We start from the raw sequence: 23864 nt of genomic DNA on the forward strand, positions 1-23864 counted from the left end.
ACGGTCCAGCGTCAGGTCATCGGCGAAACGCCGGTCACCGGTCGCGTCGGGCACGTACTTCACACAGACAACGATCCTCAAGCTCACGCCGGCTCTCCTACTGCATCGTCATTTCCGGGCTGCCTTGTTGCACGCAGCATAGGCGCCTTGTCGGGACGGATCCGGTCAGGACGACCGAAGCTCCGAGGCCGATATTACTCGCCAGTACACCCAGTCGCTCACCCCTGGGCAAGCGCTGTGCACTGTGACCTTGCCAACGCGGCGGGCCCGTGCGTGCGTGGCCTCAGTCTCGCAGAGCCGTGAACCGTCCCTGGTGGTAGACCAGCGGGCGGCCGGCTCCGGCGGGTGCCCCCGCCACGACCTCGGCGATGACGATGCGGTGATCCCCGGCCGGGACACGGCTCACGACGCGGCAGACCAGCCAGGCGGACACGCCGGCGAGCAGCGGAACGCCTTCGGGGCCGCTGCTCCAGTCGGTCGACGGACCGAAGCGGTCGGCCCCGCTGCGGGCGAAGGTCGCGGCCAGTTCACGCTGGTGCTCGCCGAGTATGTGGACGCCGACGTACTCGGCCTCGGACAGCACGGGCCAGCTGGAGGACGTCGTACCGGCGCCGAAGGAGATCAGCGGGGGTTCGGCGGCGACGGAGGTCAGCGACGTGGCGGTGAAGCCGACCGGGCGCTCCCCCGTTGCCGTGATCACGGCAACGCCCGCGGCATGGCGGCGGAAGACGGAACGGAAGAGTTCGGGCGTGGCGACCGTCAGGGCGGGGGCGAGATCGGGCGTTGCCGTCATGGACGTGTCCTTCTGCGGAAGTGGCGTGCGGGTCCGTGGGTGCTCAGACACCCGGACAACGCGCACTCGCATGGCGTGCGAGGTCCACATGGGCCCGGCCGTGAAGAAGGAGTTCTGGCGGCATAACGTCAGACTGACGATGCGTGGCGTGCACAGTCAAGGGCGTTCCGAGATGTGGGAGATGCGTCACGGTCCGTCATATGGCGTGCCCCAGCGCCGCGACGACGTCGACGGTGCGGGGCCGACCGGACGCCCGGCGGACCACCTCGCCCTCGGCGTCGAGCACCAGGACGGTCGGCGTCTTCGTGATGTCCAGCTCGCGCACGAGCGCGAGGTGGGCCTCGGCGTCGATCTCGATGTGGGCGACCCCCTCGACCATTCCGGCCACCTCGAGGAGCGTGCGGCGGGTGGCCCGGCACGGCTGGCAGAAGGCGCTGGAGAACTGGACGAGCGTCGCGCGTTCCCCGAGCTGCGCGCCGAGTCGGGATGCGTCGAGCCGCTGTCCGTGCGTCCCTCGGTCCACCTGTGCCTCCTGATCAGAGCTCTTCGTAAGGGGTCAGCACCGGTCGCCGCCCGGACATTCCCGCAGCTCCCGGCGGACGCGCACGTGACGAGAATCTCGCGCCCCGCGTCCGCCGGGGCTGGCCACCGGCCCGCGCATGGGGCACCATCGCCACAATGCCGAAAACCTACGGCTGCGTAACTTCCGCCGGGAGAACCCTCCCCAGGCACTGAAGAAGGGTCTTCATCCAGATGGCAGAGCTCGTCTATCGACCGGTCATCGGCGCCGCTCGCACCCTGTTCAAGGCGCTCGACCTGAAGATCGACACTCAGGGTTCGGAGCACATCCCGAAGACCGGTGGTGCTGTGCTGGTCAGCAACCACATCAGCTACCTCGACTTCATCTTCACCGGCCTGGGCGCCCTGCCGCAGAAGCGGCTGGTCCGCTTCATGGCGAAGGAATCGGTCTTCCGGCACAAGATCTCCGGTCCGCTGATGCGGGGAATGAAGCACATCCCGGTCGACCGCAACCAGGGCGAGGACGCGTACGTCCACGCGCTCCGGTCGCTGCGTTCCGGGGAGATCGTCGGAGTGTTCCCCGAGGCCACCATCTCGCAGTCGTTCACGCTGAAGAGCTTCAAGTCGGGTGCCGCGCGGCTCGCCCAGGAGGCCGGGGTCCCGCTGATCCCGATGGCGCTCTGGGGCACGCAGCGGATCTGGACGAAGGGGCGGCCGCGCAATTTCCAGCGCAGCCACATCCCCATCACCATCCGCGTCGGCGAGCCCATGGAGGCACCCTCCGACCAGTACGCCGGTGCCATCAGCCGGCGGCTGCGGGAGGGGGTCCAGGAGCTGCTCGAAGCGGCGCAGCGCGCCTACCCGGTGCGCCCGAAGGACGCGAGCGACACCTGGTGGGTGCCGGCGCATCTCGGCGGTACGGCTCCGACCCCCGCCGAGGTGCGCGAGCTCGGCTGACGGACGCCCCGGGGGAGCGGCCCCGTCACTTCACCGCGGTGCGTGGACGGTGATCCGCGCCCCGGGACTCAGCCGCTCCAGGGTTGCGGCGAGTTCGGCGCCCGCGGCGTCGAGCTCGCCGTTCGTCATGGGTGCGAGGCCCTCCAGCAGGAAGACCGCGTTGACCGACTCCTCGGTGAGCCGGGTCCGCACGCCCTGGCGCCAGTTCCAGCGGCGGCAGGTGACGCCCTCGTCGTCGCACCAGACGACTTCGCCGGGCTCGGGGTGCTCCACGCTCTCCTCGCCGCCGGCGACGGTGGGGAACGGCTCGTCGCCCGTCGCGCGGATCAGCCGCATCCCGCCCTTGATGTGGTCGGTGTCCTCGCCGCCGACCGGGACGAGGTGGGCGACGCTGATCGCGTTGTAGGCGTCGACCAGCAGGTTGATGCGGGGCAGGCCGCCGTCGGCGAGGGCGCGCCGGGCGAGCGCCTCGGCGGAGTTGCGGGTGCGGGAGGGCTTGGCTCCGAACGCCGTGTAGATCTCGCGCCAGGCCGCGATGCGCGGGTCCTCGTGCGGGGCGCGGCCGTCCAGGCGCTCGGCGAGCCTGCGGGCGGCGGCGTCCAGCAGGGCGGCGCTGCGGGGGTCGCTGGGTCCGTTGACCAGGCCGTGCGCCTCGACGGCGAGGTGGGTGAAGCCCGGTGCGATCGCTCGCACCTCGTCGGACACGGTGAGCGTGAGGGTCATCGTCTGCCTTGCTGCCTTACTGGGTGCGGTGGCTCGGGTGCGGTGGTACGGGGTGCCGGGTGGTTCAGAGGCCGACGGGGAGGTTCTGCCAGAGCTCCCACCCCTCAGCGCTGGGAGGATCACCTCGGGTGGTGCGGCATAGACTACTGGATAGTCGATTTCATTGAACTCTTCGCGTACCGCCCACGCCAGCCGCTCCTTCTCCGGGGAGAACTGCGCGTCGATGCCCGGCCCGTTGCCACGGGGGTCCACCCTCACCCAGCGGTCGTGGCCGGGGAGGCGCAGCGCGACCAGGCCGTGGACCACCGGGTGCGTCCCGTCGCCGGTGAGCCGCTGGCAGCAGAGCCCGGCCGGGACGCCGCGGGCCCGAAGCAGCGCGGTGAGCGCGACGGACTTGGCGTAGCAGATGCCGTTGCGGGTGGCGAGGACGTCGGAGGCGCGCCAGGGTACGCGCGGATCGCCCGAGTCGGCGGAGTGCGAAATGACGTCGCGGACGAACTCGAAGGCGGTGCGGGTGTATGAGTATGCGTCGTCGGCCTCGCGCATCAGGTCGTCGCCGTTTTCCTCACGACGGGATGCTCGTGATCGATGGCCTCGTCGGCGGCCGGATACCCGCCGAGATCCGGGGACTGCTGTGTCAGCTCCATGATCGGAGAACGTACGAAGCGGCCGACCGGAAGTCCATCGATTCCCGGTCGGCCGCACAGTCATGCATGGATCGCGCTATCGCGCCATTTCTTCCTTGAGCGCCTGGAGGAAGGCGTCGACGTCGTCCTCGCCGGTGTCGAACGCGCACATCCAGCGGACGTCCCCGGCGGCCTCGTCCCAGAAGTAGAAGCGGAAGCGCTGCTGGAGCCGCTCGCTGACCGCGTGCGGCAGCCGGGCGAACACGGCGTTGGCCTGGACCGGGTAGAGGATCTCCACCCCGTCGATCGCCCGGACACCCTCGGCGAGCCGCTGGGCCATGGCATTGGCGTGCCGGGCGTTGCGCAGCCACAGGTCCTTGGCGAGCAGCGCCTCCAGCTGGACCGAGACGAAGCGCATCTTGGAGGCGAGCTGCATGGAGAGCTTGCGCAGATGCTTCATCGCCCGGACCGCGTCCGGATTCAGCACGACGACGGCCTCGCCGAAGAGCGCGCCGTTCTTCGTTCCGCCGAAGGACAGCACGTCGACGCCGACCGTGTTGGTGAACGTCCGCATCGGCACGTCCAGGGAGGCGGCGGCGTTGGCTATCCGGGCCCCGTCGAGGTGCACCTTCATGCCGCGCTCGTGGGCGTGGTCACAGATGGCGCGGATCTCGTCGGGGGTGTAGACGGTGCCCAGCTCGGTGTTCTGGGTGATCGAGACCACCTGCGGCATGGCCCGGTGCTCGTCGTCCCAGCCGAACGCCTGCCGGTCGATGAGCTCGGGGGTGAGCTTGCCGTCGGGCGTGGGTACGGTCAGGAGCTTGAGGCCGCCCATCCGCTCGGGTGCGCCGCCCTCGTCCACGTTGATGTGCGCGGACTCGGCGCAGATGACCGCTCCCCAGCGGTCGGTGAGCGCCTGGAGGGCGACCACGTTGGCGCCCGTGCCGTTGAAGACCGGGAAGGCCTCGGCGGTGGGGCCGAAGTGGCTGTGCATGATCCGCTGGAGGTGACCGGTGTAGTCGTCCTCGCCGTAGGCGACCTGGTGGCCGCCGTTGGCGAGGGCGATGGCCGCGAGAACCTCCGGGTGCGCGCCGGCGTAGTTGTCACTGGCGAAGCCGCGTACCTGCGGATCGTGGTGACGACGCGCGTCGGTCCTCACGTTTGCGGGGTCAGCCACAGGCGCTTTCCGTTCACTTCGGAGGCGGGCTCGTCCCAGACGCCGGCGATGGCCTCGGCCAGCTCCGTGACGTCGGTGAAGCCCGCGAACTTCGCATTCGGGCGCTCGGCGCGCATGGCGTCGTTCACCAGTGCCTTGACCACCAGGATCGCAGCAGCGGCCGCGGGCCCTTCCTCGCCCCCCGCTTTACGGAAGGCGTCGCCGAGCGCGAGGGTCCACGCCTCGGCGGCGGCCTTGGCGGAGGAGTACGCGGCGTTGCCGGCTGTGGGCTTGCCGGCGCCGGCGGCGCTGATCAGGAGATAACGGCCCCGGTCGCTGCGCTGGAGGCCTTCCTGGAAGGCCAGCGAGGTCGACTGGACGGTGCGGATGAGCAGCTTCTCCAGGGCGTCCCAGTCGGACAGGACGGTCTCCTGGAACGACGGGCTGCCGCGCCAGCCGCCGACGAGGTGGACCAGGCCGTCGATGCGGCCGAACTCCGCCTCGGTGCGCTTGGCCCAGTCCCGGGTGGCGTCGAGGTCGAGCAGGTCGACGGTCTCGCCGGTGACGGTCGCGCCCCCGTGGGCGTACCGGGCGGCGTCCACCGCCTCGGCGAGCCGCTCGGGGTTGGCGTCGCAGCCGACGACCGTCGCGCCCGCCTCGGCGAGCCGCAGCAGTGTCGCGCGGCCGGCGGGACCGGCCGCTCCGGCGACCGCGACCACGGCTCCCTCAAGCACACCGGTCCCCTCGCCCGTGCCTTTTCCGTTCATGGCCACCGCCTCCTCGGGAGAATGGTTCACGCGGCTGCCCGCTCGTCGTTCGCCGCGGTGATTCCCTTGGTGGAGGCAATCACATGCTTCAGCTTCTTGGCGAGCGCCTCATAGAACATGCTCAGGGGAAACTCGTCCGGAAGCACGTCGTCGACGAGCTTGCGAGGGGGAAGTGTGAGGTCCAGGGCGTCGGGGCCCTTGGCCCAGCGGGATCCCGGGTGCGGGGCGAGGTAGGTGGAGACCAGGTCGTACGCGGCGAACCAGTGGACCAGCTTGGGGCGGTCGATGCCGTCGCGGTAGAGCTTCTCGATCTCGGCGCAGAGCTGGTTGGTGACCTGCGGGGCACGGTCCCAGTCGATCTTCAGGGTGTTGTCGGTCCAGCGGACGACGTCGTGCTTGTGGAGGTACGCGAAGAGCAGCTGGCCGCCGAGGCCGTCGTAGTTGCGGACACGCTCGCCGGAGACGGGGAAGCGGAACATCCGGTCGAAGAGCACCGCGTACTGCACGTCACGGCCGTGGGCGTTGCCCTCGGACTCCAGTTTCACGGCCTCCTTGAAGGCGGTGAGGTCGCAGCGCAGCTCCTCCAGGCCGTACATCCAGAACGGCTGGCGCTGCTTGATCATGAACGGGTCGAACGGCAGGTCACCGTGGCTGTGGGTGCGGTCGTGGATCATGTCCCACAGGACGAACGCCTGCTCGCAGCGCTGCTGGTCGCCGATCATCTCGCGGATGTCGTCCGGCAGCTCCAGACCGAGCAGGTCGACGGAGGCCTCGGTGACGCGGCGGAAGCGGGCGGCCTCGCGGTCGCAGAAGATGCCGCCCCAGCTGAAGCGCTCGGGGGCCTCTCGCACGGCGATGGTCTCCGGGAAGAGCACCGCGGAGTTGGTGTCGTACCCGGCGGTGAAGTCCTCGAAGGTGATGCCGCAGAAGAGCGGGTTGTCGTAGCGGGTCGCCTCCAGGTCGGCGAGCCACTCGGGCCAGACCATCTTGAGGACGACCGCTTCGAGGTTGCGGTCGGGGTTGCCGTTCTGCGTGTACATCGCGAAGACGACGAGGTGCTGGAGGCCGTCCGTCCGGTCCTTCGCGGGCTGGAAGGCGAGCAGCGAGTCCAGGAAGTCGGGGACGCGGAAGCCGTCGGCGGCCCAGCGGCGCAGGTCGGTGACGAGCGCACGGTGGTAGGCGACGTCGTGCGGGAGGAGCGGGGAGAGCTCCTCGACCGCTGCGATCACCCGGTCGAGTACCTGTTCGACGGCGGCCGGGGACGGGGCGCCCTCGGCCTCGAAGTCGATGGATCCGTCCTTGGACTGCCAGGGGCGGATCTCCTCGACGGCACCCTTGAGCACAGGCCAGGCCGGGTGCTCGACCACCCGCTGGGCCGTAGCTATCGCGCCGTCGATGGCGTCGTGCACAAGAATTTCCGTCATAACACTTCCTCCACGGGAGAACCTCGCGTGGCTTCACCGTAGCCGTGCAGGGCTCCTCCCGACAAGTGGGAGCCTGGAAATTATCCTGCGTAACCCCCATGGTCACCGCTGTTTTTCCTGTCACATCCCGGGTAGGCACACAGTTCCGACAGCCTTTCCCCGGCACGGGCGACCGGCCCCGCACGACGGGGGACATCGCGGGCCGGGGCCGCTACCCTCCCCAGTGCCGCATTGCCGAACCTCCGCGCGGGCAGGAGCAGTCGACGGGTCCCCGCCGACGGAAACGAGGTCGCCTTGTCATTTCTCACCCTGGGTCATCGCGGAGTGATGGGCGTGGAGCCCGAGAACACCCTGCGCTCCTTCGTCCGCGCCGAGGCGTCCGGGATGGACGCCATCGAACTGGACCTCCACCTCAGCAAGGACGGCGCGCTCGCCGTGATGCACGACGCGGACGTGGACCGCACGACGGACGGGACCGGGCCCGTCGCGGCCAAGACCCTGGCGGAGCTGCGCGAGCTCGACGCAGGACAGGGCGAGCGGATCCCTGTCTTCGAAGAAGTCCTGGAGGCCGTGTCCTCCCCGCTCCAGGCGGAGATCAAGGACGTGGCGGCGGCCCGCGCGCTGGCGGACGTGATCCGGGAGCGCGAGCTCGTCGACCGGGTCGAGGTGTCCTCGTTCCACGACGAGGCCGTCACCGAGATCGCCCGGCTGGTGCCCGGCGTACGCACGGTGCTCATCGCCAGCCGCTGGGGCGCGGACGTGGTGGACCGGGCGAAGGCGGCGGGCGCTGCGACGCTCGCGCTGAACATCCGCCGCCTCACCCTGGAGGTCGTGGAGCAGGCGCACTCCGAGAGCGTGAAGGTAATCGGCTGGGTGGTGAACACCCAGGACCAACTACGCCTCGCCCGGGCCCTGGGTCTGGACGGCGCGACGACCGACTTCCCCGAGATCCGCCGTACCGGGCGCTTCACCGCCTGAGGGCGGGCGCCCTCAGGCGCCGGCCCCGATGTTCTTGACGAGCAGTTCGAAGGCCAGGTCGTCGCGCTGCGGGATGCCGAAGCGCTCGTCGCCGTACGGGAACGGGGTGAGCTGTCCCGTACGGCGGTAGCCGCGGCGCTCGTACCAGGCGATCAGGTCCTCGCGCACCGAGATCACCGTCATGTGCATCTCGCCGACGCCCCAGGTCTCCCTGGCGGCGCGCTCCGCCTCCGCGATGATCAACTTGCCGAGTCCGCCGCCCTGGAGCCCGGGCCGGACCGCGAACATGCCGAAGTAGGCGGCTTCGCCTCGGTGTTCGAGCTGGCAGCAGGCGACGAGCTCACCACCGCGCTCGACCGCGAGGAGCCTGCCCGCCGGAGCGTCGAGGACCTCGCGCACCCCTTGTTCGTCGGTCCGCTGCCCCTGGAGGATGTCGGCCTCGGTGGTCCAGCCGGTGCGGCTGGAGTCACCGCGGTAGGCGGACTCGATCAGGCCCAGCAGCGCCGGGACGTCGTCCTCGGTCGCGTCGCGGAAGGTCAGCCGGGCCGCGTCGGGGGGCGTGGCGGTGTCCATGGTGGGGCGCTCCGTTTCTCTGCTGCCGTACGTGTTTCTCCGCTGCCGCGCATACGGTCGCGGTCTCCGCCGTCGCGCGTGCGGTCGAGAGTAGCGCGACCTGGAGCGCTCCCGGCGAGCCCCGGACGCACCCCCTTCACACCCCCATGCGCCGGGTTCGGCGGCGGCCGCCCGGGCATCGATGGGTCGACCCGTAACAGTGCGTACGTCCGACCGGGGGAGGCGCGCGTGCACGGAGGGGCCCTGACCGGCTGGCTGCTGGTGGCGTTGTGCGCGGTGAGCGGCGCCTACTGCCTGCTGCGTACCCGCGCGGGGACGCCGCAGGAGCGCCGCACCGCGCGCTCGGAGGCGCTCATGGGCTTCGGCATGGCGGCGATGGCCGTTCCCGCGGCGGCGCTGCCGCCCCCGGACTGGGCCTGGGCGGTGTACGCGGTGCTGTTCGGCGCGGCGGCGCTGCGCGCGCTGCGGCCCGCCCTGCGCGGCGGCCACCACCGGCACCACCTGGTCGGCTCGCTGGCCATGGTCTACATGGCCGTGGCGATGGCCCCGGCGGTCACGGGGAGCGGCGGGGGCGGGCATGCCGGGCACGGGGCGGGCGGAGGAGCCGGAGGCATACCCCTGCTGACCGGGGCGCTGCTCGTCTACTACACGTTCTACGTGCTGGGCTCGGCCGGCCGTCTGCTGCCCGGGACCGTCGTGGCCGCGGCCGGCGGCACGGGCGTCCCAGGCCGGGGCCCGCAGGGTTTCGGAGGCGGTATGGACGGCCGGCCCGAGCTCACGACGGCCTGCCGACTGACGATGGGCATCGGCATGTTCGTCATGCTGCTCACCCTGTGAGACAGGAAGTGGGACAGAACCCCCGCCTAGCCGTGGCCTACGTCACTTGCCGGTCGAGGCCATACCCCGGCCGGCCCGCCCCTCCTAAGCTGAAGCCATGCTGGTCTCCCTCGCGCTGCTGCTGCTCGGTGCACTGACCGCCCTGGTGACCCCGCGCCTGATGGCGCGCGCCCGGTGGCCGGAGCGCGAGCCGGTCGTGGCCCTGTGGGTCTGGCAGTGCGTGGTGGCCGGGGTGCTCCTGTCGTTCGCGCTGTCGATGACGTTGAGCGCGGCCGCCGCCTGGCAGGCGGTGCGCGGCCATGTCTTCGCCCCCGCCCCGCACGCCGTCGTCGAGGCGTACGCCCTGGCGGCGTACGGGCCGTGGTCGGCGGTCATCGCGGTGCTGCTGGCGCTGGGCGGGCTGTGGACCGGGGCGATGCTCCTGCGGGAGATCCGGCGGGCGCGGCGTCGCCGCAGGCAGCGTCGGGCGGAACTGCTGGTGCGTGCCCCGCTGATGCCTGGCGAGGAGCCCGGCGCCGACCGTCTCGTGGTGCTGGAGGGCGAGCGCCCCGATGCCTGGTGGCTGCCCGGCACGGCTCCGCAACTCGTCATCACCACCGCCGCGCTGGGCCGCCTGAAGGGCCGTCAGCTCGACGCGGTGCTCGCCCATGAACAGGGGCACGCACAGGCCCGGCACGACTGGTTGCTGCACTGCTCGTCGGCGCTGGCCATCGGTTTCCCGCAGATCCCGGTGTTCGCCGCGTTCCGCGACGAGATGCACCGACTGGTCGAACTGGCCGCCGACGACGTGGCGTCACGCCGCTTCGGCCGGCTGACGACCGCACTCGCCCTGGTCGGACTCAACGAGGACCGTGGGGTGTTCGGCCCCTGCCCCACCCCGCAGGCCCAAGTGCCCCTCCGGGTAAACCGGTTGCTGGCCCCGGTCGACCGGCTGACGGCGGGCCGCAGGCTCCGGCTGACGGCCGCCGCCGCACTGGTGCCGGTCATCCCGGTGATCGTGACCTTCGTCCCGGGGCTCCGCGCACTGGGGTAGTCGTCGGCTCGCGGGGAACCGGCTCGGGCGCGGGGTTGGCCATCGGGCGGTGTCCTCCGCGAGGATCGCCCCATGCCCTCCCCCCTCCCCCGCTCACCGAACCGCTCCCCCCTCCCCCGCTCGCCGGATCGCTCCCCCCGCACCGCGGCCGCCCGGTGGACCGGAGCCGTCGTCGCCGCGTCCGTGGTGCTGCTCGTGCTGGTGGCGGCGCGCTGGTCGCCACTGATGTCCCTGGACAGGACGGTGGCCGACGCGCTGCACCGGCACGCGGTGACCGATCCCCGTCTGGTCCAGGTGAACCGGGTACTGACGGACTGGGTGTGGGATCCCTGGACCATGCGCGCCCTGATCGCGATGGCCGTGGTCGCCCTGTGGTGGCGGGGCGATCGCACGCTCGCCCTCTGGGTGGCCGCGACGAGCCTGCTCACCTCCCTCCTCCAGCAGGGGCTGAAGGCCGCCGTGGACCGGGAGCGCCCACGGTGGCCCGATCCGGTGGACGCGGCCCACTACGCCGCCTTCCCCTCCGGGCACGCCATGACGGCCGTCGTGAGCTGCGGGCTGCTCGTCTGGGTGCTGCGGCTGTACGGTGCGGGCCCCGGCGCCCGGGGCGCGGCGCTGGCCGTGGCGGTGGTCTCGGCGGTCGGTGTGGCGGTGACCCGGGTGTATCTGGGGGTGCACTGGCTGACGGATGTGGTGGGCGGTGCGCTGCTGGGGGTGGCCGTGGTGGCGTTGAGCACCGCCGGGTACGCCCGGTACGCGGCGGCCCGGGCTCCGGCGGAGGAGGGAACCGGCCCCCGCGGGTCCGGGACCTGAGAAGGGCGCTCTTGCCGGCGCGGGGACGGACCGGGAAGGATCGCCCCCATGGTGGTCAAGGGCGTGCTGTTCGACTTCTCGGGAACCCTGTTCCGTATCGAGCCCGTCCGGGACTGGTTCGCCGCTGTCCTGCGCGAGGAGGGCGTCGACGTCACCCCGGAGGATTTCGAGCGGTACGTGAGCGGGCTCACGGCGGCCGGCGCTCTCCCGGGCGGCCCGCCTCCGGTCCGGGTCCCGGAGCGGCTGACCGACGCCATGGCGCGCCGGGATCTGAGCGCCGCCCTGCACCGCGAGGCGTACACCGGTCTGGCCCGGGGCGTCGCCCTGCCCGATCCGGGGCTGTACGACGCGCTGTACGACCGCCATATGCGGCCGGAGGCCTGGCAGCCCTACCCGGACGCCGCCGAGGTGCTGGCGGAGCTGCGGAGGGCGGGTGTCGCGGTCGGCGTGGTCAGCAACATCGGCTGGGACCTGCGCCCGGTCTTCCGCGCCCACGGGCTCGACGCCCTGGTCGACGCCTATGTCCTGTCCTTCGAGCACGGGCTCCGGAAGCCCGCCGCGGGACTGTTCCGTATCGGCTGCTCGCTGATCGGCAGGGATCCGGCGGACGTGGTCATGGTCGGTGACGACCGGAGGGCGGACGGGGGCGCGGCGGCCCTGGGCTGCGAGGTCCGGTTCGTGGACCATCTGCCGGTGCCGGACCGGCCCGACGGCCTGCGTTCGCTGGGGCTGGTCCCACGCTGAAGCCCACAGCGGAAAAGGAAAATCGGGCCGGGGTGTGAGGCATATCCCGCCGCGGAAAGGGTAAGGACAGCCGCTCGTGGCCGTAGCCTGGTGGACATGTCCCCGATGTCGTCGCCCGTGTCCGCCCGTTCCGCAGCCGAGGTCAACGCGGAGATCCGCGACCTGTGGCAGCGTTCCGGCGGGTCTCTGACGCCACAGGACGAGGCGGAGTACCAGCGGCTGCTGGTGGAGTGGGCCGCCGCGACCGGCGGGAGCGCCCGCGCCGCCGCCTGACCGTCGCACCCCCGGCGCCCACGCCGAAGGCGGGAGCGGAGATCGCGCCCGATCCGGCGATCCCCCGCGTCGCCGGATCCGGGCGCACCCTCGGCGTGCCACGTGGGACACGGCCGCGGACCGCGCCGGGGACCGGAGTTGTCGAGTCCGCCGTCGCAGGGATCCAGCATGTCCCCACCCGGCTCATCGGTCAATGAATTTCCGGCTCCACACGCACCGGGGCCGGTGCCGCACGGGCGGATGACCGCCCGGGAGACACCGGCCCCGGAATGCGTGACGCGTCGGCTACGGGAACCGCTGACGGATCAGCGGTCGAAGTAGTCCGGCTGCGTCTGCACGTTGAGCTCGTCCAGCTTGACCCGCTTGGCCGGGTCGGTGCGCTTGTCGTCGAGCTTCAGCACGTCGAAGCCCTTGGCGATGTCGCTGGAGTAGATGTGGCCGTTGTAGTAGTACGCCGACCAGGGGCCGGCCGTGGTGACCTGGTCGAGGGTGACCGGGCCGCGCTCGAAGAAGGCGATCTCCTCGGGCTTGGCCGAGTCGGTGAAGTCCCATACGGAGATGCCGCCCTGGTACCAGGCCTGGACCATCAGGTCGCGGCCCTTAACCGGGATGATCGAGCCGTTGTGGGCGACGCAGACCTCGGCGTCGGCCTGGTGACGGTCGATCTTGAAGTAGCTGCGGAAGACCAGCTTGCGCTCGTCGCCCTCGCCGACGATGTCGTAGATGCCGTCGGCGCCCCGCTCGGGACCGATCTCCTCGTTGCAGGTGGCAGCGCCGCCGCCACCGAGCTCGTCGGTGAAGACGACCTTGTTCGCACCCTGGTTGAAGGTCGCCGAGTGCCAGAACGCGAAGTTCACGTTGTCCTGCACCCGGTCGATGATCTTCGGCCGCTCCGGGTCCTCGATGGAGAACAGCAGACCGTCACCCATGCAGGCTCCGGCCGCGAGGTTTCTGGACGGCAGCACCGTGATGTCGTGGCAGCCCGTCGTCTTGGAGACGCCCGGGTTCTCCGGCGCACCCGGGTTGCCGCCGTCCGGGAAGAGCACCGGGAAGTTGACGATCCGGGCCTTCTGGGGCGCCTTGACCGGCACCTTGATGATGGAGATCCCGTCGTGCGGCGGCCGGCAGTCCGGGAACGTCTCGTTGGGCGAGTACGAGGAGACGTACACGTACACGTTCTTCTTGCCGTCCGGCACCAGGGTGTGCGTGTGGGAACCGCAGGCGGTCTCCACGGCGGCGATGTACTTCGGCTGCCGCTTGTTGCTGATGTCGAAGATCTTCATGCCCTCCCAGGAGGACTTCTCCGTGGCGGGCTGGGAGGTGCTGGAGCAGGAGTCGTCGCTGCGCGAGGAGTCCGTCGACAGGAACAGCAGGTTCCCGGAGACCGAGATGTCGTTCTGCGAGCCGGGGCAGAGGACCTGGGAGACCGTCCTGGGCTTCTTCGGCTTGCTGATGTCGTAGATGACGAAGCCGTCGTAGTTGCCGACGTAGGCGTACTTGCCCTGGAACGAGAGGTCCGTGTTGGTGCCCTGGAGGGCGCCCTTCGGCACGTTCGTCAGGTGCTTGATGTTCGAGCTGTGGACGATCTCGTCCACGCCGGGTATGTCACCGCCGGCTATCGCGGCCCTGGCCTCGGCCTGCTCGCTCCTGGTGACGGAACCGCGGTCGGCCGGGGCGTCGCCCGGGTCGGGGGTCGCGGCCGCTGTGGTGGCCGTCAGCAGCGTGGCGAGCAGTCCGGCTGCGGCTGCCACCGCGCCCAGACGTCTGCGCCGCACGCGGGTGGTGTGCAACGAGGTCACTGCGTCCTCCCTTGTATCCGTTCGAGGTCGCGAACGGTTCATGAACCCCCGGCAGTATCGTCCCTCCCATGTACACATCAACAGATGGCAACACAGACGTAATGAAAGTCTTTGATCTTCGGCCGGTGGAAGCGTGTCAGGACGGTCTGCAACAAACCATGTGGCACAGGAGGTCGCCGTGTTGATCCATCGCCGGTCCGCAGCTCTGCGCTCAACCGCTCTCGCGGCGACGGCGGTTGCCGCCGTGCTCGTCCTGGGAGCCTGTGACGCGGACAGCGGTGACGGAACGTCGGACAAGGCCAAGGACGCCGGTCCGGGCGTGGTCGCGCCCGGCAGACCGGGCGAGCCCGCCCGGACGCTCTCCGCCGAGGAGGCCGTCGAGGAGGCCGGTCAGGACACCGCCAACTCCGCGGACTTCCGCTACGCGCAGATGATGATCGAGCACCACGGGCAGGCGCTCGTGATGACCGAACTCGTCCCGGAACGGGCCTCCTCCTCCACCGTCAAGCGGCTCGCCGAGCGCATATCGGCCGGTCAGAAGCCGGAGATCGGCGCGATGGAGGGATGGCTGAAAAGGAACGGCGGCGACAAGCGCAAGCAGCACCACGACCACACCGGGATGCCCGGTATGGCGACCGACGCCCAGCTGAAAAAGCTGCGCGCCGCCGAGGGCAAGGCCTTCGACAAGTTCTTCCTGGAGCTGATGATCACCCACCACCAGGGGGCGATCACCATGGCCACGGAGGCGCTGACCGAGGGGAACGACGTCATCGTCGAGGAGATGGCGAGCGACGTCGTCGCCCAGCAGACCGTGGAGATCAACCGGATGCGGTCGCTGATGACCTGAGCCCGTCCACTGCCCCGATCCGCCCTTCGGTGCCATCCTGGAAGGAACTTCCGGGAAGAGGTGCGCCGTGCTCTCCGTCGCCGTCGTCGGTTCCGGTCCCAGTGGGGTCTACACCGCCCAGGCCCTGCTCCAGCAGTCGCTCGTGCCCGACGTGCGCGTGCACGTCCTGGACCGGCTGCCCACCCCGTACGGACTCGTGCGGTACGGGGTGGCCCCCGACCACGAGAAGATCAAGTCGCTGCAGAACAGTCTGCGGGCGGTGCTGGAGGACGAGCGGGTCACCTTCGTGGGCAACGTCGGCGTCGGCGGGGCCGATGGAGCCGGTGGGGTCTCCCCCGCCCGGCTCGCGGAGCTGTACCACGCGGTCGTCTACTGCGTGGGAGCGTCGGCGGACCGCCGGATGGCGGTACCGGGCGAGGGTCTGCCGGGCAGCTACTCCGCCACCCGCTTCGTCTCCTGGTACAGCGCCCACCCGGACGTCGGCGCCGACCCGTTCGCCCTGGACGCCCGCTCGGCCGTCGTGATCGGCGTGGGCAACGTGGCGGTCGACGTGGCCCGGATCCTGGCGCGCGGCGCCGACGAACTGCGGACCACCGACGTGCCCCGCGCCGCGCTGAGCGCGCTGGAGGCCAGCCGGGTGCGCGATGTGCACATCGTGGGCCGACGGGGCCCCTCCCAGGCCCGGTTCACCACCAGGGAACTGCGGGAGCTGGGGGCGCTGCCCGGGGCGCGGGTCGTCGTCGACCCGGCGGAGCTCGCGCTCGACCCGGCGTACGCGGCTCCGGACGGCCTGCCGGGGTCGCCCCCGCTGCCCGCCGTGGTGCGGCGGAACCTGGCGGTCCTGCGCGGCTGGTCGGCGGGCGGGACGGCGGACACCGTGCCGGAGGGGGCGCCGGGCGCGGCTCCGGGCGGGTCCGAGGCCGCGCGCCGGATCCGGCTGCGGTTCTTCCTGCGGCCGGTGGAACTGCTGGAGCGCGCCGGTCGGGTCGCCGGGGTGCGGTTCGCCCGGACGGCTCCGGACGGTGCGGGCGGGGTCCAGGACACCGGCGCGTACGAGGACGTCGAGGCGCAACTGGTCCTGCGGGCCGTCGGCTACCGCGGGGTGGAGCTGCCGGGGCTGCCCTTCGACCCGGTGCGCGGCACGGTGCCGCACGTGGCGGGCCGGGTGCTGCGGGACGGAGTGCCGTCGCCGGGTGAGTACGTGGCGGGGTGGATCAAGCGGGGGCCGACCGGGGTGATCGGATCGAACCGCTCGTGCGCCAAGGAGACGGTGGCCTCGCTCCTGGAGGACGCCGCCGCGCTGACGCGGCGTACGGCGGCGGACGATCCGCTGGCCGTGCTCCGGGAGTGGGGGCTGCGGCCGGTGGAGTGGGCCGGCTGGCTGTCGATCGAGCGCGCGGAGGCGGAGCTGGGCCGTTCGCTGGGGCGTGGCCCGGTGAAGATTCCCGACTGGCCTGGGCTGCTGGCGGCGGCCCGGGACGCGGACCGCTGAGGGGCACCCGGCGCTTTCGCATCCACCGCTGGGCGACGCCCCGCTCTCTCACTCCCGGGTCGCCACCACCAGCCGGGCGCGGGGGCTGCCGTCGGGGCGCAGGCCCAGTTCGGTCAGCGGCAGCAGCCGCACGACGAATCCTGCCTGTGTCAGGTCCTCCAGCACGTCGCCGAGCCGGAACGTGCGGTAGTACATGATGAACCGCGGCCGCCACAGGGCGTTGCGCACCCGCATCGCGGCGTCGAAGCCGAACAGCGACCAGTAGGCGCGCGATCCCACCGGGGGCGGTGCGCCGATCGGGAAGACGAACTGTCCGCCCGGCCGGAGGGATCCGTACACCTCGGCGAAGAGGCCGAAGCGTTCGGCGGGCAGGAAGTGGCCGAACGCGCCGAAGCTCAGGGCGAGATCGAAGGCGGGCGCGAAGGGCAGCGAGCGGGCGTCGGCCCGTACCCAGTCCACGTCCGGCCCCTCGCCCCCGGGCGGGAAGGCGGCCTTGGCCTCGGCGAGCATGCCCGCGCTGAAGTCGACCCCGACCGCCCGTTCCCGGCACAGCCGCCGGAGTACGCCCACGCCCGCCCCGGTGCCGCAGCAGACGTCGAGGCCGGTGTCGAAGGGGCCGAGCTCGCGCACCGCCCGGGTGACGGCGTCGAGCACGCGGTCGGGTGTGCGGTAGGGCGTCCGGTCGAACTTCGGGGCGAGGAGGTCGTATCCGCGCTCGGTCGAGGAGAGCGCCTGGACGGCCAGTTCGCGCACGGTGGGGCCCTGCTCGGGGCCCTGTTCGGTGAACATCACGCGCCACCCTACCGGCGCGGCGCACCCCGTGCGGCCGGTCGTGGCGGCAGTGCGGGGGGCCTGGCGCGTCGGGGCGTCAACGGCCTCCGGCGCGTCGCCGCTTGAGGGTGATGGCCGTATCGGCGGCGTACGCCTGGGTCCAGCTGCGGCCGGCGCCGGACCTCCAGGTGACGTGGACCGTGGAGCCGTCGGTCCGGGCGCTCTCCACGGTCATGGCCCGGTCGCCGTCGCGCACGTCGCCGCGGCGCAGTTGGTTCGCCATGACCGTGACGGGGCGCTCCCCCGGCGCGTTCTCGGTCTCCTCGGCCGCCCGGAGGAGTACGGCGGCCAGCTCGCGGGCCGCCTCGGGGGCGCAGGACCAGACGAGCTCGCCGGCCGGGGGCGAGAGCCGGATGCCGACGCGGGGATCCGGGCCGACCTCGCCCGCGGTGACCGTGACCGGCACGGGGTGGCCGTCGGCGTCCGTGATCCCGCTGCCCATCGTCGTCTCCTCGGTGTCCCCTGACCGTTCCCGGGCCTCCGTCCGGCCCCGGTGCGGCCTCTCCTCGGGCCTCCGCCAGCATGTCAGCACCCGGTGGCGGGACGCGCGGGCGGGCCCCGTGCGGGCCGGGTCCGCGCGGCCGGGCGGCGTCTGGTCCGGTAGACGTCGAGGCGGCCACACCTGTCGAACCTGCCGTGCGCCGCGGGCCGTTCGGCGTGGACGCGGGCGTCGGCCAGGTGGCCGGCGTCGCCCCGGTCCAGCGCGACGGAGCGGGCGTTTCCCGACAGGCGAGGGCAGGCGCTTTCCACCCTTCTCGAACGCCTGGGCCGCCGCCGGACACCGGTCAAGGGCGGCGGGGGCGGCCAGGGCGGTGGGGCGGCCAGGGCGGTGGGCGTGTGCGCGGGCCACTGTCAGCGGTCGGGTGCAAACTGGCACTGTTCCGGCACAACGGCGTATCGGGAGGTTCAGCACCATGACCGACGTACTGCTCACCGCAGGCACCCGCAAGGGTCTCTTCATCGGCCGCAGACGCGATGGGGCCTGGGAGATCACGGGCCCGCACTTCAACGCGCAGGCGATCTACTCTGTCGCCGTGGACACCCGGGGGGAAACCCCGAGAATCCTGGTCGGCGGGGACAGCGCGCACTGGGGGCCGTCCGTCTTCCACTCCGACGATCTGGGCGAGACCTGGGTCGAGCCTCGACAGCCCGCGGTGAGGTTCCCCAAGTCCACCGGGGCGTCGCTGGAGCGCGTCTGGCAGCTCCACCCGGCCGGCCCGGAGGCACCGGACGTGGTCTACGCGGGCACGGAGCCGGCCGCGCTGTTCCGTTCCGAGGACCGGGGCGAGTCGTTCGAGCTGGTCCGCCCGCTCTGGGAGCACCCGACCCGCTCGCGGTGGGAGCCGGGCGGCGGCGAGGGGCTGCACACCGTACTGACCGACCCCCGGGACGCGAAGGCCGTGACCGTCGCCGTGTCTACGGCGGGCGTGTTCCGGACCAAGGACGGCGGCGCGAGCTGGGCCCCGTCGAACAAGGGCGTCTCCGCGGTCTTCCTCCCGGATCCCGACCCTGAGTTCGGCCAGTGCGTCCACAAGGTCACCCGGGACGCGGCCGACCCGGACCGGCTCTATCTGCAGAACCACTGGGGCGTGTTCCGAAGCGACGACTCCGGCGACCACTGGAGCGACATCGGCGCGGGCCTGCCCTCCGACTTCGGGTTCGCCGCCGCCGCACACCCGCACCGCGGCGACACGGCGTACATCTTCCCGATCAACGCCGACGCCGACCGCGTCCCGGCGGAGCACCGCTGCCGGGTGTTCCGTACGACCGACGCGGGCCGCACCTGGGAGCCGCTCACCGAGGGCCTGCCGGACGGGGCGCACTACGGCACGGTGCTGCGGGACGCCCTGTGCACCGACGACGCCGATCCCGCCGGGGTCTACTTCGGCAACCGCAACGGCGAGTTGTACGCCAGCGCGGACGACGGGGACAGCTGGCAGCAGCTCGCCTCGCATCTGCCGGACGTCCTGTGCGTGCGGGCGGTGGCGCTCGGCTGACGGCGGTTGATCGGAGTGGTCGTATCAGCAGTAGAGTGCGGGCCGTGGCAGCACGACCGTTGAAAGAGATCATCGAGCCGGGGTGGGCCGACGCCCTCGAGCCCGTCGCCGAACGCATCGCCGCTATGGGCGACTTCCTCCGCGCGGAGATCGCCGCGGGACGCACGTACCTGCCCTCCGGGGCTCATGTACTGCGGGCGTTCCAGCAGCCGTTCGAGGAGGTGAGAGTGCTCGTCGTCGGCCAGGATCCGTATCCCACCCCGGGCCACGCGATCGGGCTGAGCTTCGCGGTGGCCCCCGACGTCCGGCCGCTGCCCGGCAGCCTGGAGAACATCTTCCGGGAGCTGCACACGGATCTGGGGCTGCCCAGACCGGCCAACGGCGATCTCACACCATGGGCGCGGCAGGGGGTGCTGCTGCTCAACAGGGCGCTCACCACCGCGCCCCGGCGGCCCGCAGCCCACCGGGGCAAGGGCTGGGAAGAGGTGACCGAGCAGGCCATCAAGGCGCTGGTGGCCCGGGGCACTCCTCTGGTGTCGGCGCTCTGGGGGCGCGATGCCCGCAATCTGCGCCCGTTGCTGGGCGACTTCCCCGCGATCGAGTCCTCGCACCCCTCTCCCATGTCCGCGGACCGGGGCTTCTTCGGCTCGCGGCCGTTCAGCCGAGTCAACGAACTGCTGGAGCGCCAAGGGGCTCAGCCGGTGGACTGGCGGCTTCCGTGACCCGCCCCCCGGCGTCGCCCGCCCCGGCCGGAACCAGCCCGGCCGGGCCCGGCGCGTATGTCCTCGGGATCGACTCCGGGGGCTCCGGGCTGCGGGTGGCGCTCGGCCGGGTGGGGCTGTCCGGGCCCCTCTCGACGACGGTCTGCGCCGAGCCGGTGCGGACCGGACCCGGCGGCATCGACGCCGGGCATCTGCTGGACCAGCTGCTGCCCGCCGCCCGGGAGTTGCTGGAGCGGGCGGACGCCTCCGCGCCCGACGACGCCCCGACGGGCGAGGTCACGGCGCTGGCGATCGGGGCCGCCGGCATGGCCACCCTGGGCGAGCGGCTGCGGGCGGAGCTGCCCGGCGCACTCGCGGACGCGTTGGGGGTACGCCGGCTGGCGCTGGCCGCCGATGCGGTGACGGCCTACGCGGGCGCGGTGGGACAGCACCCCGGGGCGGTCGTCGCGGGCGGCACGGGCATGATCGCCCTCGGTACGGACCTGACGGAGTGGCACAGGGCCGACGGTTGGGGTCATCTTCTGGGTGACAGTGGTGGCGGTGCGTGGATCGGCCGAGCCGGGCTGGACGCGGCGATGCGCGCCCATGACGGGCGGCGTGGCGGCTCCCCCACGCTGCTGGACCGGCTGCGGGCCGTGTTCGGACCGGCCGAGGCGCTGCCGGGGCTGCTCTATCCGCGCTCCGACCGGCCGGCCGTGCTGGCCTCGTTCGCCCCGGAGGTGGCGGCGTGCGCCGGAGCGGATCCGGTCGCCGCCGGCATCCTGCGGGCGGCTGCCGGCCATATCGCCGAGGCGGCGGCGGCCGTGTGCCCGACGACTGTGCGCACGACGGCCTCCGGGAAGGCCGGCGAGGGCGGCGAGCTCGGCGCGTGCGGCGAAGTAGCCCTGACCGGCGGCCTGTTCCGGATGGGTGAGCCGCTGCTCGCACCCCTGCGCGAGGAGCTGGCACACCTCTTGCCGGGCGCGCGCGTGACGTCGGCGGCGGGCGATCCGCTGACCGGCGCACTCCGGATCGCGCAGGCCCTGGCAGCAGGGGATCTGCGCTTGCCGCGCCACCCGACGATGCTCTTCGTGCCCCAGGAGCACGAGCCCGGACAGCGGGTCGCGACGGCGGTACGCGACGATCCCCGGACGGGGTGACGCACAGGAGGCCGTCGAGGGAGGGGGACGGAGACCGAGCGGAGCAACGACCCGACAGACAGGGACACTCCGGCGGTACATCACTCATCGGACATAAGCGGATAGTTAACGCTCGACCGGACCCTCCCCGAACAGAGGGGCAGGCAAAACCAGTAGCATGCGGCGCCATGAGCACCCCCACTGGGCCCGCTTCCGGCCTGCCTGTACGAATGCCGCGACCTCGCCAGTCCGGACGGCACCGCCGCCCGGAGCCCGTGGTCGCACCCGAAGGCGCTGCCGCGCTCGTTCTCGCCGTTCCCGGTACCCCTTCTTCGGCCACGCGCAGCCTCGCCGAAGAAGTGATCAGCATCGCCCGTTCCGAGCTGCCCGGCCTCAACGGCCGGATCGGCTACCTCGACGGCGACGATGCCGAGTACCCGACCCTTGCCTCCGTTCTCGCCCACACCGCCGCCGAGCGCGTCGCGCGCTTCGAGCAGGCCGTCGCCGCCGGGCGTGAGGTCGCCGAGCCCGCAGGTCCGCCCGCCGTCGTGGTCCCGCTGCTCGCGGGTCCCGACAGCGCGCTGATCCGGCGGATACGGCAGGCCGTGATGGACAGCGGTACGCAGGCAGAGCTGACCGATGTGCTCGGCCCGCACCCGCTGCTCGCCGAGGCCCTGCACGTACGGCTGTCGGAGGCCGGTCTGGCGCGCGCCGACCGCGCCAGGCTGTTCACCGTCGCCACCGCCGCCGACGGCATCGTGCTGGCCACCGTGGGCGGCGAGGAGGCCGTGCGGGCCGCCGGGATCACCGGCATGCTGCTGGCCGCCCGGCTCGCCGTGCCGGTGATGGCCGCCGCGCTGGACGTCGAGGGCTCGGTCGCCTCGATCGCGGAGCAGCTCCAGGGCTCCGGCTCCGCGCAGCTGGCGCTGGCGCCGTACCTGGTGGGCCCGGAGGTCGACCCCGGCCTGCTGGACGCCGCCGCGAAGGAGGCGGGCTGCGCGACGGCCGAGCCGCTGGGCGCCTACCCGGCGATCGGCAAGCTCGTGCTGTCCCTGTACGCCACGACGCTGGGCATCACGCCGGCGACGCCGCAGGGCGCCCAGGGAGCTCAGGCCCACTGACCGGACGCCGTCGCCGGCGGGCGGCGGCTCGGGAAGCCGGACAGCATGACGGGCCCGGACCGGAGGAATTCTCCGGTCCGGGCCCGTCATGCTGTCCGGGGCTGCCGCGCCGTCCGGGCGGCCGTGCCCCCCAGGGCGCCGTTTTCAGACGAGGACGACGCAGGAGGCCGCGGGGACCTCGACGGAGCCCGCGTGCCGCGGGACGCCCGTCTCGGCGTCCACGGCGAACCAGCTGACGTTCCCGGAGTGCTCGTTGGCCGCGTACAGCCACTGACCGCTCGGGTCGAGGGTGAGGTCGCGCGGCCGGCGGCCGCCGCAGCCGACGGTGGCCACCAGGGAGACCTTCTCGCCGCTCTCGTCGAGGGTGAGCACGGAGATGCTGTCGTGCCCCCGGTTGGCGGTCCACAGGAAGCGTCCGTCGTGCCCGACGACCACCTCGGACGGGTAGGTGCGCGCCGCGTCCTCGGCCGCCTCGTGTTCGGGCAGCACCGGCGTCTCCCCGAGCACGTCGAGGCGGCCCGTCGCCGCGTCCCAGCGGCACACGGTGAGGGTCGGCTCCAGCTCGCCCAGGACGTAGGCGAGGGAGCCCGAGGGATGGAAGGCCAGATGGCGCGGGCCGGTGCCCGGGCGCAGAGCGGTCTCGCCGTGCGGTCGCAGGGCGCCGGTGGCGGGATCCAGGGCGCAGACGTGTACGGAGTCGGTGCCGAGGTCCACGCTGACCACCCAGTTCCCGGAGGGGTCGGCGAGCACCTGGTGGGCGTGAGGGGCTTCCTGGCGGCCGGTGTCCGGGCCGCTGCCCTCGTGCCGGAGCACCGAGGTCGCGGCCCCCAGCGAGCCGTCGGCGAGGACCGGGAGGGCGGTGACGCTGCCGGAGGTGTAGTTGGCCGTGACCAAGTGGTTCGCGGCGAGCGCGAGGTGCGTGGGCGCATCGCCGTCGACGGACCGTACGGGGCCCAGGAGGGCCGGTACGTCCTCGTCGAGGGCGAAGGCGGCGGCGACACCCGGGGCGCTCTCGCCGACCGCGTACAGGACCGTGCCGCCCGCTCGGGGGCCGGCCGCGAGGAAGGAGGGGTCGGGTACGGCGTCCGTGGATCCGAGCACGGTCAGCGCGCCGGTGTCCCGGTCCACGGCGGCGGCGGTGATGCCGCGCCCGCCCGCCGAGGTGAACGACCCTATGAATGCCCGCCCTGTGCTGTTGCCGATCATCGCGCTACCCCATTTCACCGTCGCCGCGATCTTCACGGCCGACGGTAGCAGGCAGCCCGCTGCGGTCCGGACCAATGCGGCCGGATGGGATCGGTGGCGCGGAACGTGGACGGCCCCCGCCTCGCCGGGCTGGAGGTGCCGCTCGGCCGGGTCCGGCTCTCCCCCGAACCGTCACGCGTGCGAGCGTCGGGGCTTCCGTACGGGCTGCCGCGCGACCGTACGCGTCATGTGCGCGCGCAGGTCGACGTCGATGCCTGCTTTGACAGCGAGGACCACCAGGGCAGCTTCGGTCGGGTCTCCGATGATGCCCTCCGGAGTGAGGCGGGCGTCGTTGCACAGCGCGAACGGCAGCAGCGCGTCGTGCAGGTCCGTTCCAGCAGACGCAGCCACTGCGGCCGGCGTACCGGCTCGGCGAGTTCGTCGGCTCCCCAGGCGTCGGCCCGCCGTTCGGCGCCGCAGTGGTCAGGCCAAGGGCCGGAACCACTGCGAGCGAGCCCGCCACGTCGGCGGCGTCG

General features: G+C 72.3%; 25 protein-coding genes and 2 pseudogenes. 13 read left to right on the plus strand and 14 right to left on the minus strand.

What is annotated here, in order from left to right; genetic code table 11:
* The 3 genes and pseudogenes from IG90_RS43885 to IG90_RS0129320 form a co-directional block, all read right to left on the minus strand.
* A pseudogene (locus IG90_RS43885) lies at positions 1 to 87 on the minus strand (electron transfer flavoprotein subunit beta); the annotation flags it as partial.
* 196 nt (positions 88 to 283) lie between these two features.
* Positions 284 to 793 carry a flavin reductase family protein gene (locus IG90_RS0129315; RefSeq protein WP_030590964.1) on the minus strand — a complete coding sequence of 170 codons (510 nt, stop codon included), beginning with the start codon at positions 791 to 793 and terminating at the stop codon, positions 284 to 286.
* 196 nt (positions 794 to 989) lie between these two features.
* On the minus strand, positions 990 to 1316 hold the full coding sequence (locus IG90_RS0129320; RefSeq protein ID WP_030590967.1) for a TlpA family protein disulfide reductase: 327 nt from the start codon (positions 1314 to 1316) through the stop codon (positions 990 to 992).
* Positions 1317 to 1546: 230 nt separating this feature from the next.
* Between IG90_RS0129320 and IG90_RS0129325 the strand changes: the two genes are divergently transcribed.
* Complete coding sequence (locus IG90_RS0129325; protein WP_030590970.1) at positions 1547 to 2269, plus strand: lysophospholipid acyltransferase family protein; 723 nt, start codon at positions 1547 to 1549, stop codon at positions 2267 to 2269.
* A gap of 30 nt (positions 2270 to 2299) precedes the next feature.
* Here the strand turns inward: IG90_RS0129325 and IG90_RS0129330 are convergent, their stop codons facing one another.
* The 5 genes and pseudogenes from IG90_RS0129330 to IG90_RS0129350 all read right to left on the minus strand — a co-directional run bounded on the left by IG90_RS0129330 (position 2300) and on the right by IG90_RS0129350 (position 6965).
* Positions 2300 to 2992 carry a B3/B4 domain-containing protein gene (locus IG90_RS0129330; protein ID WP_030591352.1) on the minus strand — a complete coding sequence of 231 codons (693 nt, stop codon included), beginning with the start codon at positions 2990 to 2992 and terminating at the stop codon, positions 2300 to 2302.
* Between the two features lie 102 nt (positions 2993 to 3094).
* A pseudogene (locus tag IG90_RS39860) lies at positions 3095 to 3639 on the minus strand (transglutaminase-like domain-containing protein); the annotation flags it as partial.
* 76 nt (positions 3640 to 3715) lie between these two features.
* Positions 3716 to 4777 carry a threonine aldolase family protein gene (locus tag IG90_RS0129340; RefSeq protein ID WP_206434063.1) on the minus strand — a complete coding sequence of 354 codons (1062 nt, stop codon included), beginning with the start codon at positions 4775 to 4777 and terminating at the stop codon, positions 3716 to 3718.
* Positions 4774 to 5541: an SDR family NAD(P)-dependent oxidoreductase gene (locus IG90_RS0129345; protein ID WP_030590985.1), complete on the minus strand. Its 768-nt coding sequence runs from the start codon at positions 5539 to 5541 to the stop codon at positions 4774 to 4776. The genes IG90_RS0129340 and IG90_RS0129345 overlap by 4 nt, the downstream gene beginning before the upstream one ends.
* Positions 5542 to 5567: 26 nt before the next feature.
* Positions 5568 to 6965, minus strand: coding sequence for a DUF6421 family protein (locus tag IG90_RS0129350; RefSeq protein ID WP_030590988.1), 1398 nt, complete (start codon positions 6963 to 6965; stop codon positions 5568 to 5570).
* A gap of 294 nt (positions 6966 to 7259) precedes the next feature.
* Between IG90_RS0129350 and IG90_RS0129355 the strand changes: the two genes are divergently transcribed.
* Entirely contained in the window at positions 7260 to 7943 is a 684-nt protein-coding gene (locus tag IG90_RS0129355) for a glycerophosphodiester phosphodiesterase (protein ID WP_078585463.1), read from the plus strand.
* Positions 7944 to 7955: 12 nt separating this feature from the next.
* Here IG90_RS0129355 and IG90_RS0129360 read toward each other — a convergent pair whose 3' ends face one another.
* Complete coding sequence (locus IG90_RS0129360) at positions 7956 to 8516, minus strand: GNAT family N-acetyltransferase (RefSeq protein WP_030590994.1); 561 nt, start codon at positions 8514 to 8516, stop codon at positions 7956 to 7958.
* Positions 8517 to 8744: 228 nt separating this feature from the next.
* On the opposite strand from IG90_RS0129360, the gene IG90_RS0129365 reads away from it, so the two are divergent.
* From IG90_RS0129365 to IG90_RS44960, 5 genes are all read left to right on the plus strand, one after another.
* Complete coding sequence (locus IG90_RS0129365) at positions 8745 to 9353, plus strand: DUF5134 domain-containing protein (protein WP_030590997.1); 609 nt, start codon at positions 8745 to 8747, stop codon at positions 9351 to 9353.
* A 97-nt stretch (positions 9354 to 9450) separates the two neighbouring features.
* Entirely contained in the window at positions 9451 to 10386 is a 936-nt protein-coding gene (locus tag IG90_RS0129370) for a M56 family metallopeptidase (RefSeq protein WP_030591000.1), read from the plus strand.
* A gap of 72 nt (positions 10387 to 10458) precedes the next feature.
* The gene (locus IG90_RS0129375; RefSeq protein ID WP_030591003.1) at positions 10459 to 11199 is read left to right on the plus strand and encodes a phosphatase PAP2 family protein; all 741 of its coding nucleotides are present in this window, start codon (positions 10459 to 10461) and stop codon (positions 11197 to 11199) included.
* Positions 11200 to 11247: 48 nt separating this feature from the next.
* The gene (locus IG90_RS0129380) at positions 11248 to 11943 is read left to right on the plus strand and encodes an HAD family hydrolase (RefSeq protein WP_030591006.1); all 696 of its coding nucleotides are present in this window, start codon (positions 11248 to 11250) and stop codon (positions 11941 to 11943) included.
* 96 nt (positions 11944 to 12039) lie between these two features.
* On the plus strand, positions 12040 to 12216 hold the full coding sequence (locus IG90_RS44960; protein WP_164494008.1) for a hypothetical protein: 177 nt from the start codon (positions 12040 to 12042) through the stop codon (positions 12214 to 12216).
* Positions 12217 to 12521: 305 nt separating this feature from the next.
* Here the strand turns inward: IG90_RS44960 and IG90_RS0129390 are convergent, their stop codons facing one another.
* A complete protein-coding gene (locus IG90_RS0129390) occupies positions 12522 to 14015 on the minus strand; it encodes an LVIVD repeat-containing protein (RefSeq protein WP_030591009.1) in 1494 nt (497 codons plus the stop codon).
* Positions 14016 to 14175: 160 nt separating this feature from the next.
* Between IG90_RS0129390 and IG90_RS0129395 the strand changes: the two genes are divergently transcribed.
* Both IG90_RS0129395 and IG90_RS0129400 read left to right on the plus strand, forming a co-directional pair.
* Positions 14176 to 14862, plus strand: a complete 687-nt coding sequence (locus IG90_RS0129395) for a DUF305 domain-containing protein (RefSeq protein ID WP_030591012.1) — start codon at positions 14176 to 14178, stop codon at positions 14860 to 14862.
* Between the two features lie 67 nt (positions 14863 to 14929).
* The gene (locus IG90_RS0129400; protein ID WP_030591015.1) at positions 14930 to 16354 is read left to right on the plus strand and encodes an FAD-dependent oxidoreductase; all 1425 of its coding nucleotides are present in this window, start codon (positions 14930 to 14932) and stop codon (positions 16352 to 16354) included.
* A 48-nt stretch (positions 16355 to 16402) separates the two neighbouring features.
* Here the strand turns inward: IG90_RS0129400 and IG90_RS0129405 are convergent, their stop codons facing one another.
* Entirely contained in the window at positions 16403 to 17143 is a 741-nt protein-coding gene (locus tag IG90_RS0129405) for a class I SAM-dependent methyltransferase (RefSeq protein ID WP_030591018.1), read from the minus strand.
* A 79-nt stretch (positions 17144 to 17222) separates the two neighbouring features.
* Positions 17223 to 17627 (minus strand): hypothetical protein, encoded by a 405-nt coding sequence (locus IG90_RS0129410; protein ID WP_030591021.1) that lies wholly within the window; start codon positions 17625 to 17627, stop codon positions 17223 to 17225.
* 472 nt (positions 17628 to 18099) lie between these two features.
* On the opposite strand from IG90_RS0129410, the gene IG90_RS0129415 reads away from it, so the two are divergent.
* From IG90_RS0129415 to IG90_RS0129430, 4 genes are all read left to right on the plus strand, one after another.
* Positions 18100 to 19182 carry a WD40/YVTN/BNR-like repeat-containing protein gene (locus IG90_RS0129415; protein WP_030591024.1) on the plus strand — a complete coding sequence of 361 codons (1083 nt, stop codon included), beginning with the start codon at positions 18100 to 18102 and terminating at the stop codon, positions 19180 to 19182.
* Positions 19183 to 19226: 44 nt separating this feature from the next.
* Positions 19227 to 19904 carry a uracil-DNA glycosylase gene (locus IG90_RS0129420; protein WP_030591028.1) on the plus strand — a complete coding sequence of 226 codons (678 nt, stop codon included), beginning with the start codon at positions 19227 to 19229 and terminating at the stop codon, positions 19902 to 19904.
* Positions 19901 to 21043, plus strand: coding sequence for an N-acetylglucosamine kinase (locus tag IG90_RS0129425; protein ID WP_030591031.1), 1143 nt, complete (start codon positions 19901 to 19903; stop codon positions 21041 to 21043). Before IG90_RS0129420 ends, IG90_RS0129425 begins: the two co-directional genes overlap by 4 nt.
* A gap of 167 nt (positions 21044 to 21210) precedes the next feature.
* Complete coding sequence (locus IG90_RS0129430) at positions 21211 to 22143, plus strand: sirohydrochlorin chelatase (RefSeq protein ID WP_078585461.1); 933 nt, start codon at positions 21211 to 21213, stop codon at positions 22141 to 22143.
* Positions 22144 to 22287: 144 nt separating this feature from the next.
* Here the strand turns inward: IG90_RS0129430 and IG90_RS0129435 are convergent, their stop codons facing one another.
* Both IG90_RS0129435 and IG90_RS0129440 read right to left on the minus strand, forming a co-directional pair.
* Entirely contained in the window at positions 22288 to 23349 is a 1062-nt protein-coding gene (locus IG90_RS0129435; protein WP_030591036.1) for a lactonase family protein, read from the minus strand.
* A gap of 171 nt (positions 23350 to 23520) precedes the next feature.
* Entirely contained in the window at positions 23521 to 23739 is a 219-nt protein-coding gene (locus IG90_RS0129440; RefSeq protein ID WP_030591038.1) for a hypothetical protein, read from the minus strand.
* Positions 23740 to 23864: the final 125 nt, after the last annotated feature.

Origin of the sequence: Streptomyces anulatus, assembly GCF_000721175.1 — a bacterium.
In the GTDB taxonomy this organism is placed as follows: Bacteria; Actinomycetota; Actinomycetes; order Streptomycetales; family Streptomycetaceae; genus Streptomyces; species Streptomyces anulatus_C.

Coding starts and splice junctions, on each gene's coding strand:
- IG90_RS0129370 (WP_030591000.1), top strand. CDS start 9,451: ATGCTGGTCTCCCTCGCGCTGCTGCTGCTCGGTGCACTGACCGCCCTG.
- IG90_RS0129375 (WP_030591003.1), top strand. CDS start 10,459: ATGCCCTCCCCCCTCCCCCGCTCACCGAACCGCTCCCCCCTCCCCCGC.
- IG90_RS0129315 (WP_030590964.1), bottom strand. CDS start 793: ATGACGGCAACGCCCGATCTCGCCCCCGCCCTGACGGTCGCCACGCCC.
- IG90_RS0129325 (WP_030590970.1), top strand. CDS start 1,547: ATGGCAGAGCTCGTCTATCGACCGGTCATCGGCGCCGCTCGCACCCTG.
- IG90_RS0129410 (WP_030591021.1), bottom strand. CDS start 17,627: ATGGGCAGCGGGATCACGGACGCCGACGGCCACCCCGTGCCGGTCACG.
- IG90_RS0129380 (WP_030591006.1), top strand. CDS start 11,248: ATGGTGGTCAAGGGCGTGCTGTTCGACTTCTCGGGAACCCTGTTCCGT.
- IG90_RS0129345 (WP_030590985.1), bottom strand. CDS start 5,541: ATGAACGGAAAAGGCACGGGCGAGGGGACCGGTGTGCTTGAGGGAGCC.
- IG90_RS0129430 (WP_078585461.1), top strand. CDS start 21,211: ATGAGCACCCCCACTGGGCCCGCTTCCGGCCTGCCTGTACGAATGCCG.
- IG90_RS44960 (WP_164494008.1), top strand. CDS start 12,040: ATGTCCCCGATGTCGTCGCCCGTGTCCGCCCGTTCCGCAGCCGAGGTC.
- IG90_RS0129350 (WP_030590988.1), bottom strand. CDS start 6,965: ATGACGGAAATTCTTGTGCACGACGCCATCGACGGCGCGATAGCTACG.
- IG90_RS0129405 (WP_030591018.1), bottom strand. CDS start 17,143: ATGTTCACCGAACAGGGCCCCGAGCAGGGCCCCACCGTGCGCGAACTG.
- IG90_RS0129330 (WP_030591352.1), bottom strand. CDS start 2,992: ATGACCCTCACGCTCACCGTGTCCGACGAGGTGCGAGCGATCGCACCG.
- IG90_RS0129360 (WP_030590994.1), bottom strand. CDS start 8,516: ATGGACACCGCCACGCCCCCCGACGCGGCCCGGCTGACCTTCCGCGAC.
- IG90_RS0129415 (WP_030591024.1), top strand. CDS start 18,100: ATGACCGACGTACTGCTCACCGCAGGCACCCGCAAGGGTCTCTTCATC.
- IG90_RS0129435 (WP_030591036.1), bottom strand. CDS start 23,349: ATGATCGGCAACAGCACAGGGCGGGCATTCATAGGGTCGTTCACCTCG.